We start from the raw sequence: 13,034 nt of genomic DNA, 5'->3' as shown, positions 1-13,034 counted from the left end.
TTCCGCTGAAAAGATAATATGACTGTCTAATATAATAGTTATTTGGAATTTTCCTTTGATATTCTGTAGTTTTCCGGGGTCATAATTATCTCGAACCTTGCACCCTCACCGAAGACTCCGTTTTCCACAATCTTAAGCCCGGTTATGCTGAGAATTTTTTCGGCAAGAAACAGCCCGAGTCCTGTATTGCTGCCAAAGCCGTGGTCAAAGATTCTTTTTTTAAGCTTCTCCTGTACACCTGTCCCATTGTCCTTTACCACGATTATTCCATTTGCTTCGCTCTGGCTGAAGGAAATAACCATCTTTGTCACTTTTTCCCCGTGACGGGCCGCATTGTCAAGGAGGTTAAAAAATATCTTTTCAAGCATGGGGTCCGCATAAACTTCCAGAGGAGGGAGTTCCATATCTAAATGAATGCCCATCGTCTTTGCTTTAGACTTCATGTTTCCTGCAATTACATCCACTCTCTGCCACTGCGGACTTTCAACTCCCACATTATGGTAATCTCTTGTAAATGTAATCTGGTCTTTGATGTTTCCGGAAGCCTGCTTTATCCTGTCAAGGTGATGGGTCAGTTCGCTGTCGCCTGCAACTTTCCTGTACATAAGGTCGGTAAAACCGTTGATTCCTGCTATTTGGTTTAAAATATCATGCCTTGTTATGCTTGAGAGAAGATTCAGCTTCCTGTTGGCTTCGTAAAGAGCGTTCTGATACTGCTTTATCTGCGTGATGTCCTGCATGATTCCGACGATTCTTCCGGGCATCCCCGAACTGCCGCTCCCGGCAATCTTTCCTATAACGTTTATCCACTTGCAGGTGCCGTTTTTGCAATTTATATGATATTCAGACTCAAAATGCTCTTTTTTGGGGGAGGATTCACTACACTCACCGTCCGGATTTACGAAGAAATCCATAACATCAGAGAAAAACTGAACCTGGAGTATTTCCCTCCACTCGGTCTGGCTGCGCTGGCAGTCCCCCTCGTATCCAAACATCTCCGGATAATTCCCGGCAAAATAAATCCTGTCTTTTTCCATGTCCCAGTCCCATACACAGACACCGGAGTTATGTATGGCAAGATTCAGGCGCTCCTCACTTACACGAAGGGCTTCCTCCATCTTTTTTCTTTCAGTAATGTCTATTCCTATTCCCCTTGCCCCGACAATTCGTCCTCCCTTTTCGATGGGACTTGCATAAACAAGCATCGGAAATTCTGAGCCGTCTTTTCTTTCAGCAATATATTCCCGGGCATTTCCTGAGGATTCTCCCAGAAGAAGAGACCTGAAGTTATCCTCTGCACGCCGGCGGTCGCACACTGCAATAACGTCACAGAATTTCAGGCCACCTGAAAAGTCTTTTCCTGAAACACTGAAGGATTCAAAAGCGTTTTTGTTTGCAAATGTCAGAATTCCATCGCTGTCAATCTCAAAAACAACCTGGGGGAGCAAATCGGTTAAATTTCTGAACCTTTTTTCGCTTTCGACAAGGGCTTCGCGGGATTTTTTCCTTTCGGTGATGTCCCTTAGAACAGACTGAACTATACCGGAGCTGTTAGGAACATAGCTGGAGCTTACTTCGACAATAACAACAGTTCCATCTTTTTTTTTCATTTCAGTCTCAAAAAACAGACTTTTCTTTTTTTCTAAATCCAGAAAAGCTCCGGACACGTAATCATGCGCAGGCTTTGAGAACAGGTCATATACCGAAAAGCCTATGACAGCATCCCTTTCATACCCGAGCATGAATGCAAGGCGCTCGTTAAAATCAATGATCCGGCCGTTTATGTAATGGAGAAGTATAGCGTCGTTGGAGCTTTCAAAGAGATTGCGGTAGCGTTTTTCACTGTTCTTAAGAGCGCTTTCCATCTGTTTTCTCTGGCTGATATCTATCGCGATTCCACGCAGCCCTTCAATTTCAGATACTTTGGAGTCGGAAAAGATATAACTCATGTTCATCATGACCGGAAAAGAGGTGCCGTCTTTTTTTCTTCCCAAGTACTCTGTCGCACCCACGATGTGGCCTGTCATAAACCAACTGAAGTTCTTCTCTGATCTCTCCCTGTCGGAATCAGAGAGGATGTCCCATAACTTCATGCCTCCTGTAAGCTCATCCGGCTCATACCCAAACATATTCAGACTGTACCTAGTCGCAAACCTGATGCAGCCTTCCCTGTCCAGTTCGAATATCATTTCAGGAATCTGGTTTGTCAGGACACGCAGCCTGCTTTCGCTCTCTTCAAGGGCAATCTGAAATTTTTTTCTTTCGGTGATATCCCGCACGAAGACATGCACATAACCCTCCGCACGGTCGGTAATGCTGGAGTTTATCTCGATATGCCTGGTAACTCCCTGTTTCGATTTTATGACAGCTTCAAGTTCCACGTGATCCTGCCCTGAAAGTGACCTGCAGGAAGTTTCAAAGGCGTCTGTTCCGAGGGAATCGTCAAGATCTGCAAGCGTCATATTCTCCTTGCACATGCATTTATCAAACATCTCCTTTGCATGCCTGTTGCACAAGAGAATCCGGCCTTCAAGATTATGCACAAAAACAGAATCATTTGTATTTTCAAACAGATTTTCGTAATTATTTTTTATCTCTACAAGTTTATTCTCACCGTCACGCAGGCTCTCTGCCAGAACCGATGCCCCTGTTCCTATCCCTATATACGCAGCAAGGAAAAGAAGACCTTCAACCAGGTCATAATATGCAGGGTAGGAAAGAAAAACGACAATGGCATAGTAAACCATTCCCAGAAATACTGATATTTCAATACCTTTTTTAGGGTACCTGTATATCAGAAGAAACAGAGGAAAGTAAAACATATGGGAGATGAACATCATCATCCCGTCGCTGAATAAATAGAGTGATATTTCGCATATGAATATTATGAACACCAGTATACCAAGAAGAACATAACTCCAGAAGGAGCCAAGCTTTTTTTTCATGTAATTTTTCAGAAATCTGTTTTTCCCGGACAACTTGTCTTCCACCAAAAAAATTTCATTTCCTTTCATATTTTATTTACGAAAAGTCAGCATCCTGACTGATATTGATAATTGTCACTTTAGAATATAACGCCTTTTCATTTTTTCACAGGGAAACAATATGAAAACATACTTAATTACTGTTAGAGAGCATATAAGTACAGCATGACCGACCCATACGAATCTCTTTTAAAGCAGGCATACAGCAATATAACGGAAAAATCAGGTGATGAAGGCCGTTTTTCAGTGCCCGACGCAAAGGTCTACATAGAAGGAAAAACGACAGTCATCGAAAATTTTTCGGATATCGTATCAACTCTCAGGCGCGAACCCGACCACGTGATGAAATATCTCCTGGGAGAACTTGGAACTGCCGGGAAAATTGACGGCAGCAGAGCCATATTCAACGGAAAATTTGACAAATCACAGATAACAAACCTGATAGGTAAATATACTGAAGACTATGTCATCTGCTCGGAATGTGGAAAGCCTGATACAAGGCTTGTAAAAGAGGGGAGAACACTGACTCTCAGGTGCGATGCCTGCGGAGGCCACAGGCCGGTAAAAAAGAGAAGAGCCAAATCAGAAAGCCCCGATGACCAGATACAGGAAGGAAACGAGATGAACGTTGATATCCAGTTCCTTTCGAAACGCGGTGACGGGGTGGCCAGAATAGGCAAATACACTCTCTATGTTGCAGGCACAAAACCCGGCCAGACGGTTAAGATAAAAATTACAAGAGTTTCTGGATCGATTGCATTCACACAGAAAATATAATAATATATTTTTGACTTTTTTTATTTCACCCTGTAAGGATTGTCGCATACATTTTCCCTGCAGGCTTCGCTTATTTCAGGAATGTTTTCCATACTCCATTCCGCAAGATGCTCCATTACCGGCATGAAGCTTATTCCCCTGCCTGTCAGCGAATATTCCACTTTCGGCGGGACTTCCGTGAAAACGTGCCTTTCAACAAACCCGTCTCTCTCAAGCTCGCGCAGCTGTTTCGTAAGCATAGACTGGGTAATACCCGGAGTTTTCCTGTATATTTCTCCGAATCTCATTTTTCCGTCATGCAGAAGCCACAGGAGATACAATTTCCATTTTCCGCTGATAAGCCTTTGAATCCGGTATATAGGGCATGGAGGCTGTATTTCTGCATTTTTTTTAATATTAGGCATATCCTTTAGATATGCACTACTTTCTTTAATACTATCTATCATTTTTTGTTGTATACTACTTATACAGTATACATTACCAGATTTATGCATGAAAGTATTAGGTATTGCAACAAGTCCACGCAAAGGAAACAGCCAGGCCATCGTTGAAGCAGTTTTAGAGGGTGCAAAAAAGGCAGGTGCCGATACTGAAATGGTAAGATTAACTGACAGGGAGATAAACCCGTGCAAAGGATGCGGTTTCTGCAAGGAAAATCCTACATGCGTCCAGAAGGACGGAATGGTTGAAATATATCCTAAAATCACCGGTGCGGACGCAATCGTGATAGGCTCCCCTGTATATTTTGCACGTATGAATGCACCTGCATATGCACTTATTGACCGTATGTGGGCCCTTATAAACGGAGATTTTTCGCCAAAAATCCCACAGGGAAAGAAGTTTGCTCTTGCTCTTACCAGCAATTCGTGCGGTGATGAAGTCTTCAGCCCGATATATGAATACATGAAGCAGACGATGAGCCTTTTCGGAATAAAGGAAGCAGGATATATCTGGCAGAACCACTGCCTTAAACCTGATGACATCAAAAATTTCCCCGAAAAAATTGAAGAAGCAAAAGAGTTTGGAAAAAAGCTGATCTGAAAAAAATTTCAGGAACTTTTCAATTTTTAATCAGATTATTGGTGCTGCACCAATAATAACGTTTTTTTTAATAATTACAAAGAATTTCAGATTTTTTTATGATTTTCAGAGTCCGCTGCACAATTTCAGGACTCCGACTTAAACCATTATACGGTCTTTGCCGTCACTAAATGAAGCAGAAAAAATACAACTCAGGAAAAAATGATTAGTTGATACTTATTTTAAGCCTTTTCTACCTGTTCAATAAGCCCTGCACAGTACTGTGAGATACTCGCAGCTGCATTTTTGATTACTGAAATCGGGTCGGCATTGTTTTTCGTTGTAACAAGAAGAATGGGGTCCGTAAAAGTGTATTCACTGTAATACTGCGCCACATCCACATCAGGGTTTTTCAGTATCTCCTCTTTTAATGTGTTCATATATGTATGATTTTCACCTATAAAGGAAATCCTTGCTTTTTCCTCAGTCAGCTCCAGTATTTTTATCTCCATAAGTAACCATACGTTTGGGACCCGCAGGAGTATAATAGTATTGGTCGTCAGAAAATGAAATAATCGGAAAGAAATAATTTTTTGTATCAGATCTCAAAAACTTCTCCGTCAGATGCCATATGCTTCCAGTTAAACGGAAGATTATGGCTCATGTGAACCATATAATATTTTTTTGCAGAAAGTTTCTCTGCAAGATTCAGCGCTTCCTTATAATTCATGTGCTTTCCTATGTGAACCGAAGGAGGCATCAGCGCATCAATGAATAAAAGGTCACACCCGCTTAAGGCCTTCAGCGTCTCTTCGCAGAGGTCATCGTTTGTATCAGATGTAAAGCCTATTTTTTTCCCGTTGTACTCCATGACAACCCCGCACGTATACATGGGCGGATGATTGACTTCCGCAAACGTGAATTTTATTCCGTAAATTTCAAACGGCTGGTAAGGAGTACACCTTTTCCTTTCAAAATGCAGAAAATGAAAGAAGCCTTCAATGTCATCCATTGCACGGGATGCGGCGTAAGCAGGTGGAAAGGACTGGACCCTGTAAAACTCGTTGTAACCTGCAATATGGTCGTAATGACCGTGAGTCCACAGAATTGCGTCTATATAAGGCGAACCGTGTTTTAAAAGCTGTCTTCTCAGGTCTGGAGAGGTGTCAATCAGAATGTTATGACCGTCTTCTTCAATCAAAAAAGATGTCCTTAGCCTTTCCCTGCCTTCCCTTACAGCCCAGGTGCATACAGGACATTCGCACCCGACCCTGGGAGTACCTACCGTGTCTCCGGTACCGAGAACTGTAATCTTCATATTGAGACGCTCTGCCTGATATTATCCCTGTCGCGGACTATGCCCATTCCCTGCTCTATATCAGACTCGTCCATTACGAAACTGTCACGCATCAGAGCCGAAATTACTGACTCTTTTATCATAATCTTCAGGTCCGCACCTGTAAAGCCCTCGGTATCCTCCGCAAGCTCATCGTAATTGCAGGTGCAGTCAAGTTCCTTTGTTATTTTAAGAAGTATTTCTTTTCTCATCTCCAAATCCGGCAGGGGGAACTCGACTACATCGTCAAACCTTCTCCATGCAGCTTCATCAAGCATCGCAGGATGGTTAGTAGCACCGATGAGAAGGACTCCGTTTTTAACAAAACTGATAGTATCGATATTTTTAAGAAGCATATTTACCGCACGCTTCATCGCACCGTTGTCCTCCGTAATCCTGCTTCTTGCCACAAAATCAAACTCATCTATAAAGAGTATGCACGGTGAAAGACGTCTTGCGAGGTCAAATATCCTGTCAATATTCTTTGAAGTCTCACCAAGGTACTGGGAGGTTACCATCGCAAGCCTTACCTCCAAAAGAGGCATTTTCAGTTTTTTTGACATTGCAAGAGCAAGAGAGGTTTTTCCGGTTCCTGGAGGGCCTACAAAGAGAAGCTTGCCTATCTCGTAAATCCTGCGTTCACGCAGGTAATCAAGATTTTTCAGTGCAATATCAATCTTTCTTATGGTCTCCTCCTGTCTCGGGGTGCATACAAGGTCTGCAAGAGAGTATTCCCCTTCTTCAGGGGAACTTATAAGAATCAGGCCTCTTGCAGCTTTCAGCTCCTCGTCATCTCCGACAATTCCGTCTACCCTCGCTTCAAGATATTCCTTTGAATCACGGTACCTTGAAATAGACTCTGAGGACTCCTGATATGAGATCCCGCCCATGTTCATATGTTCGTAGTAGTATGCAAGAACCGGGTTGGCTTTTATGCGGTCAGTCGTATTCTGCCTGAAAAACCACCCTGCAGCGGCATCAAGCGCGGATATACTGAGCCTTTTGCCGAAATCGTCAAACTTTACGAAGGGGTTGCTGCTTACATAGGAGTATGCGCCGGAGATTCCCAGAACCTTCTCCGCAACGCTTTCGCTTATTATGACAGGCCTTTCGACATCTATATTGCATCCCTTTTCACCGGCAATTTTTCTGAGTTTAGGCGGGAGATCATCCATATTCAGTGTATCATATTTATTCAGTATCTCCGCCGTCAGTAAGAATTCCATTATATCCAGGGACTTTTCATCTGTTTCTGATGACATGCGTACAACCTAATATATATCTCTTTAATTGCAATATAGGTATCTCTGCCTGTAGCAAACCGTCCATTTTTCAGGCTGTTGTCACAATGCAGCCGTCTTCTGTGACAATCATCGTGTGCTCCCTCTGCGACACAAGTGATCCCGGAATGTCGTGCAGAACCGGGTATCCTCTCAGGATCCCCTTCTGACAGAGTCTAACTATGTTTATATCGGAGTTTAAATCCCTGTACCACCTGCGGGAGAACGGCAGACTTTTTCTTTCTTCAATTTCTTTCATCAGTTTTCTCTCGCTCGGAAGCCGGACCGGTTTTTTTGAGATCTGGCTGAATATCTCCATTCTCTGACCGTCCGATACCTGCCCACTGCCAGTGGTTGCAAAAGGCTCTATTGCAAACGCCATACCTTCTTCAATTACAGTCCCGCCTTTTATTGCCACATTAGGTATCGTCGGAATTCCATGAAGCAGGAAGTTGCCAAGTCCGTGACCGGTCAGGTTTGATACCGGCAAAAACCCGAGTTTTTCTATCTCGGCCTGAACAGCCGTCCCTATCTCTCCTGTCGTAATACCAGGTTTTACAAGAGAAATTGCTTTTTCAAGGGCTTTTTTCGAGGCTTCAATCAAATTTTTGTTGTTTCCGAGGTCAACTGTAACCGCGGTGTCAGCCACATAACCGTTTATATGAGCGCCGAGGTCAACCTTTACGACATCGCCTGCCATAAATTCCCTCATATCTCCTTCTGAAGCCGTATCATGCGCCGCGGCCTCGTTTCGTGAAATATTCAGAGGAAATGCAATTCCAGCTCCTTCGTTTAATATGCTTTCCTCGGTTTCGTTGACGAAATCAAGTATCAAAACACCGGGCTTTACTTTTGAAGCCGCTTTGTCAAGACATTTTTTCGCTATTTTGCCTGCCTGAATGTAGTAGTCAAGTATCTCGTCATCCATTATACTCTTAGCTCCTCTTTTGATTTTGTAAAACAGTCAAATCCATTCTTTTCAACAAGCCCCATATCCTCAAGTCTTACCCCGCCGTATTTTCTGTAGTACAGACCGGGCTCCACTGTCACTATGTTTCCGCACTCAAGTTCTCCGCCTGAGGGTGAAAGGGACGGGGACTCATGTATCGCAAGACCTACACCATGACCAAGGCTGTGGACAAATCCTTCGGTACCGGTATGATATCCGGACTCTTCAAAAAACTTTGAAACTGCATCATGGACTGATTTTCCGGTTATACCCGCACTAACCATATTCTCACCGAGCTTTTTTGCTTCAGATACGGTCTTGAATATATCCTCTATTTCAGGTGAGGGTTCTCCTTTTACCACAGTCCGGGTCATATCCGAGTAATAACCGGTTTTCAGGTCGCTTGGGAAGATGTCCATTAAAATCGGCTCATTTTCAAGAAGAACACCTTTTCCGGTACAGTGGGGCATTGCGGTCTCAGTCCCACAGGAGACTATGGTGTCTCTTGCAAGAAATCCTCTTTTTAAGAGAAAACACTCTATTTCACCCCTGAGATACGAAGAAGTCATACGTGTTTTTCCGTCATACAGCTCTCCGTTTTTAACCAGTGCAGCCGAGATTTTATTCACCGCAAACTCCATCACTGCATCATTCGCCTTCTGGCATTCGCGGATTTTTTCAATCTCTCCCGGAGTCTTTACAGAGCGCATCTTCTCAACCGTGCCCCGGTCAACGCTTACCCTGCAGAACTTTTCAAGTTCTCTTGCAAGAATAACGGGAAAATCCGCGGGTACAAGTATGTCGCCTCCGGCGACATAGGAGATCATCTCTGCCTGGGCCGTATAAGGGTCAGGTGCGGATTTCAGGTAATCGAAATAGCCTGCTTCTCCCCTTGTGATTACATCGCATTTCGACTCGGACAGTGCGCGATCCTTTTCCATCTGCGGGACTATAAGCTGACCACGACCGCCATGACGCCTGATATAGATAAGGGGGTCGGTCACCGAAAAACCTGTAAGATAGCGCATATCAGGATTTTCGGAAGATGCAACCATAACGTAAGCTTTTGAATTTGCAGCCTCAAGAGACTGGTCTAAAGAATTTATCATAATGCAGTACCCTTACTATTCGACTCAGACTTAGAAGTAATTTTACCAAGAGAGAGACAATTCGTATTAATAATGAATGCATCAGCTGAAAGAACACTCAAGATGAAATTTGCCAAGCTGACGATGATGCTTAATGCGGTATTTCTGCTTGTAGCAATTTCGATTCTGGCTTTTTTTGGCCTGATTCCTGTATTCAGCATTCAGATCTCTGCCATATGCGCTGTTCTGGCTGTCATAACAGCTCTGATGTTCAGAAAGCATTACAGGCAGGACAAGGCATGGCTGAATGAACAGGAAGACTAAAAGACTAAACCCAAAAAATTTTTTGAACCTTTTTCATGGAAAAGATTACTTTAAAATGTTTGAAATGCAAAAAGGTATCCTGTCCGGATATTTTAAAGAAACAGGTTAAAAAAACAAAAAGAACGGCCAAGGAAATGCGCACCTGCAAATATATGCTTCATGGTGCAGGCCGGATTTATTTTCACAAAAAGCGGGGCTTAACAAATTGCTTCAAAAACTGCTTAACGAGATAGAACTTGTCGGAAGACACCTTGAGGTAATAAGGGTTGTACAGAAAAACCAGCCCATCGGAATAATGAAGCTCTCGGAGATACTTGGCATTCCGTCTCACAGGGTGCGCTATTCACTGAAGGTCTTAGAACAGCTCGGTTACATCCGGGCTTCGCCTTCTGGGGCTGTAGCAACGGAAAAAGCCTCGGATCTGATAGATAATCTGGACAGGGAGATCGATTCCCTTATCTCACAGCTTGAGTCTATAAGGAACAGCAGTCCAGATTAATTCCATAATCTTTAAAAGGTAATAAGTAGACGTTTATTGGCAAGTTGCAGAGCAAAAAAGCAGATTGCATTGCCTCCATAACTCAGTTGGTAGAGTGTCTGGCTGTTAACCAGAATGTCACAGGTTCGAGTCCTGTTGGGGGCGCTTTTCCTGAAATTCAGCTTTTTTATACTTTTTATATACAATTCTGGCAATGATTTTGGCTGTAACATAAGTTCCACCGTAAATTAAGCATGGACTTCTTGCAAAAAGGCAGGTTCTAAAAAATATTTCTTTAATGGTTTTAATATCAAGGCTGATTGAAGATAAAAGCAGAAACACGGGCTATTGAAAGTGATTTAAAGATTTCCCGGACTTTTTATCTAAAAAAAATATTTGCATATATCCAACCACTTTAATAAACTCAGACATATTGGTATATACATCTATACCCAATTATAATACAAAGAAAGATGAAATCAAATGAAAGACCTGTATAAAAACATAAAAGAGTTGAGGATGTGGTTTGTGCTTATTTTTGCAGTTATTTTAATTATAGCTATAGTACTCCTGGTAGACCCCGCTACTTTAACCAAATAAAGCTCTCGAAATACTTTTTTTAATGCCTGAATCATAATCTGACATATCTCTGCATGACACAAAATAAAAAGTATAAATGTTGAAATCCGATAGAACAGGATATCTGGGTTTCTAATGTTTTACCACTTCACGCTTTTTAGAAGTATATATGCAGGAATGTCTAAAAATTATATCAGATATTATCTTATTATTGCCTAATTACTCATAAAAAATTATAGAGATATTATTTATTCTTCTGGATTTTCCAATATATAAATAAAAATTATATTTTTGCAACATAAATTTGAGAGAGAGAGAGAATCAGTAGCTAAATTTACACACTTTATACCAGATTTTCAATTTTTCCTTTATAATTATCTGCAGATACTTTTAAACCAGCCCCATATATCACAACACCGTCCGAATCTAAATTATTTGCAGAATTCAGTATATTATTTAATAAATCAGTAATTTCATCCCCGGATTCTGAGACCAATGATCTGAACTCTTTGTCATGATAAGAAACATTTGTCGAAGAAGTACACCCGGCGAAAACAATACCCACAAAAAACAATACAATTAAAAATAGCTACCCCGTTTTCATAATATCAGGATTAAAACAATTATGTCATATAGATATCGTTTTTAACTAGATCTATTCTAAAGAGCAGACAGATGTTTTAGTATAGATTATTTTATTTTAATTAGATTTAAGGTTACAATAAGACAAATTCGCCGTATTTAGGAATAATTTTTTAATCACCACAGGGTTTACTTCATAACAAAAAAAAATGGGAATAATTTTTTATGTATAGTATGCGTATTTGCACATCATGACAAAAGAGATAGCCATTTTCCTTTGCCTAATTTTAATTACTACCGGTATTATCTTTACAGGCTGCACTTCTTCTAAAAATACAAATTCCCGGACTTCTGTAACAATTGAGGAAACAAAATCCTCAACACCAATTGAAACCGAACTTGAGACTATTAAGGCAACAATTGCATCAATGACGGAAACACCGGCAAAAACACCGACACCTTCAAAAACTCCCACACCAACGAAAACGATAAACCCCACAAAAACTGCGACTCAAACACCATCCCCCTCCAAAACAGATTCTTCATCTGCTGTCTGCTCCTGCTCAGGAAATATCTACAACTGTGATGACTTCAAAGACTGGTCTTCAGCTCAAAAATGCTACGAATACTGCCTCTCAGCCACAGGTGATGATGTTCACGATCTGGACAGAGACAGTGACGGTTGCGCCTGCGAAAGCAACAAAGGGTGTACATGCAAATAAATTTTCTCCTTTTTTCCGGGAATACTTTACAGAACTAACAGAATTTTTACAACTCAAAAGGATTTTTAAAAAACAGCTACATTGAACGAACCTAAAAAAATAATATGACCTTAAAGATAAATAATATTCTTAAATGACTAAAGGTTTAAACAGCCTTTCATAGTCTTTATTGTTCAGGCAGTCGTCAATAATCAGGATTTTTTCATCGTCATCAGCTGCAATACTGTAGATAAGTTTCCACGAGTGAGTCATGTTTAATTTCCATACATTCAGCGACCCGTATACATTTTCATACTTCCTTGGTATGACACTTCTCGGAATTAGTTCTCCTGAAAACATGTGTTCTTCAAGAGTCTTTATTGCGTCCTGCATGTATTTCAGACCGTTTTGCTCTTCAATGCTCGAAGAGGTAATCATGTCCCGGTACACCGAAACGATGTCTTCACTTCCAAAGAAAACCGAATCCAAAGCATCTCTGCCGAAAAACTTCAGCTTATCATTTTTTTTGTAGAATGAAACGGTTTCGGGGTCATAAACCCAACAGACATGACCGATTCTGTCAAAAGAGATCTTCCCGGACTCCTGGTAAAAATCAATTATCTGCTCATAAACACTGCTCATAATCCTGCGTGGAAGCTTCATCTGGACAGGAAGGTTTTTGTAAAGCAAATCACGTGTGAATTTTCCGCTGTTTTCCCTAATGGCAGTTTCAACCATCTCCATGCAGTGAGCAACTGGTGACCCAGCTTTTGGCCGGGTAAGGTCAAGGTCGGCAAAACCCTGCATTACAGATACAGGCTCTGTATTTTCACTAATCTCTGTCATCAGTTATAGCATATTGTTGCCACATAAGATAAATTTTTTTGCCTGAAATTTGAGCGTTAAATCAAAAAATAAGCTTATTTATTTGATAAA

The 13,034-nt window shown here is 41.5% G+C and carries 14 protein-coding genes and 1 tRNA gene; 6 read left to right on the top strand and 9 right to left on the bottom strand.

What is annotated here, in order from left to right:
* Positions 1 to 38 precede the first annotated feature (38 nt).
* Positions 39 to 2,990, bottom strand: a complete 2,952-nt coding sequence (locus J2128_RS08710) for a PAS domain S-box protein (protein ID WP_348632390.1) — start codon at positions 2,988 to 2,990, stop codon at positions 39 to 41.
* Between the two features lie 159 nt (positions 2,991 to 3,149).
* On the opposite strand from J2128_RS08710, the gene J2128_RS08705 reads away from it, so the two are divergent.
* Positions 3,150 to 3,761, top strand: coding sequence for a translation initiation factor IF-2 subunit beta (locus J2128_RS08705; protein ID WP_209690731.1), 612 nt, complete (start codon positions 3,150 to 3,152; stop codon positions 3,759 to 3,761).
* A gap of 20 nt (positions 3,762 to 3,781) precedes the next feature.
* Here J2128_RS08705 and J2128_RS08700 read toward each other — a convergent pair whose 3' ends face one another.
* Entirely contained in the window at positions 3,782 to 4,207 is a 426-nt protein-coding gene (locus J2128_RS08700; protein ID WP_245323502.1) for a helix-turn-helix domain-containing protein, read from the bottom strand.
* Positions 4,208 to 4,253: 46 nt separating this feature from the next.
* On the opposite strand from J2128_RS08700, the gene J2128_RS08695 reads away from it, so the two are divergent.
* Positions 4,254 to 4,802: a flavodoxin family protein gene (locus J2128_RS08695; protein WP_209690730.1), complete on the top strand. Its 549-nt coding sequence runs from the start codon at positions 4,254 to 4,256 to the stop codon at positions 4,800 to 4,802.
* Positions 4,803 to 5,023: 221 nt separating this feature from the next.
* Here the strand turns inward: J2128_RS08695 and J2128_RS08690 are convergent, their stop codons facing one another.
* The 5 genes from J2128_RS08690 to J2128_RS08670 all read right to left on the bottom strand — a co-directional run bounded on the left by J2128_RS08690 (position 5,024) and on the right by J2128_RS08670 (position 9,455).
* Positions 5,024 to 5,293 (bottom strand): DNA-directed RNA polymerase subunit L, encoded by a 270-nt coding sequence (locus J2128_RS08690; RefSeq protein ID WP_209690729.1) that lies wholly within the window; start codon positions 5,291 to 5,293, stop codon positions 5,024 to 5,026.
* Between the two features lie 86 nt (positions 5,294 to 5,379).
* Complete coding sequence (locus J2128_RS08685) at positions 5,380 to 6,099, bottom strand: MBL fold metallo-hydrolase (RefSeq protein ID WP_209690728.1); 720 nt, start codon at positions 6,097 to 6,099, stop codon at positions 5,380 to 5,382.
* A complete protein-coding gene (locus J2128_RS08680; RefSeq protein ID WP_209690727.1) occupies positions 6,096 to 7,379 on the bottom strand; it encodes an ATP-binding protein in 1,284 nt (427 codons plus the stop codon). The genes J2128_RS08685 and J2128_RS08680 overlap by 4 nt, the downstream gene beginning before the upstream one ends.
* Before the next feature lie 70 nt (positions 7,380 to 7,449).
* Complete coding sequence (map, locus tag J2128_RS08675; protein WP_209690726.1) at positions 7,450 to 8,325, bottom strand: type II methionyl aminopeptidase; 876 nt, start codon at positions 8,323 to 8,325, stop codon at positions 7,450 to 7,452.
* A complete protein-coding gene (locus J2128_RS08670) occupies positions 8,325 to 9,455 on the bottom strand; it encodes a Xaa-Pro peptidase family protein (protein WP_209690725.1) in 1,131 nt (376 codons plus the stop codon). Before J2128_RS08670 ends, map begins: the two co-directional genes overlap by 1 nt.
* A 102-nt stretch (positions 9,456 to 9,557) precedes the next feature.
* Between J2128_RS08670 and J2128_RS08665 the strand changes: the two genes are divergently transcribed.
* From J2128_RS08665 to J2128_RS08655, 3 genes are all read left to right on the top strand, one after another.
* Positions 9,558 to 9,758, top strand: a complete 201-nt coding sequence (locus J2128_RS08665) for a hypothetical protein (protein ID WP_245323501.1) — start codon at positions 9,558 to 9,560, stop codon at positions 9,756 to 9,758.
* A 205-nt stretch (positions 9,759 to 9,963) separates the two neighbouring features.
* Positions 9,964 to 10,257 carry a winged helix-turn-helix transcriptional regulator gene (locus tag J2128_RS08660; protein ID WP_209690723.1) on the top strand — a complete coding sequence of 98 codons (294 nt, stop codon included), beginning with the start codon at positions 9,964 to 9,966 and terminating at the stop codon, positions 10,255 to 10,257.
* 71 nt (positions 10,258 to 10,328) lie between these two features.
* A tRNA-Asn gene (locus tag J2128_RS08655) sits at positions 10,329 to 10,401 on the top strand.
* Positions 10,402 to 11,158: 757 nt separating this feature from the next.
* Here the strand turns inward: J2128_RS08655 and J2128_RS08650 are convergent.
* A complete protein-coding gene (locus J2128_RS08650) occupies positions 11,159 to 11,311 on the bottom strand; it encodes a hypothetical protein (protein ID WP_209690722.1) in 153 nt (50 codons plus the stop codon).
* Between the two features lie 337 nt (positions 11,312 to 11,648).
* On the opposite strand from J2128_RS08650, the gene J2128_RS08645 reads away from it, so the two are divergent.
* Complete coding sequence (locus tag J2128_RS08645) at positions 11,649 to 12,119, top strand: hypothetical protein (protein ID WP_209690721.1); 471 nt, start codon at positions 11,649 to 11,651, stop codon at positions 12,117 to 12,119.
* Positions 12,120 to 12,248: 129 nt separating this feature from the next.
* Here the strand turns inward: J2128_RS08645 and J2128_RS08640 are convergent, their stop codons facing one another.
* Positions 12,249 to 12,944 carry a hypothetical protein gene (locus J2128_RS08640; protein ID WP_209690720.1) on the bottom strand — a complete coding sequence of 232 codons (696 nt, stop codon included), beginning with the start codon at positions 12,942 to 12,944 and terminating at the stop codon, positions 12,249 to 12,251.
* Positions 12,945 to 13,034 lie beyond the last annotated feature (90 nt).

This window comes from Methanomicrobium sp. W14, from assembly GCF_017875315.1.
Lineage (GTDB): Archaea > Halobacteriota > Methanomicrobia > Methanomicrobiales > Methanomicrobiaceae > Methanomicrobium.
The sequence above is the reverse complement of the archived record's forward strand: the minus strand, read 5'-3'. Positions and strand labels throughout refer to the sequence as shown.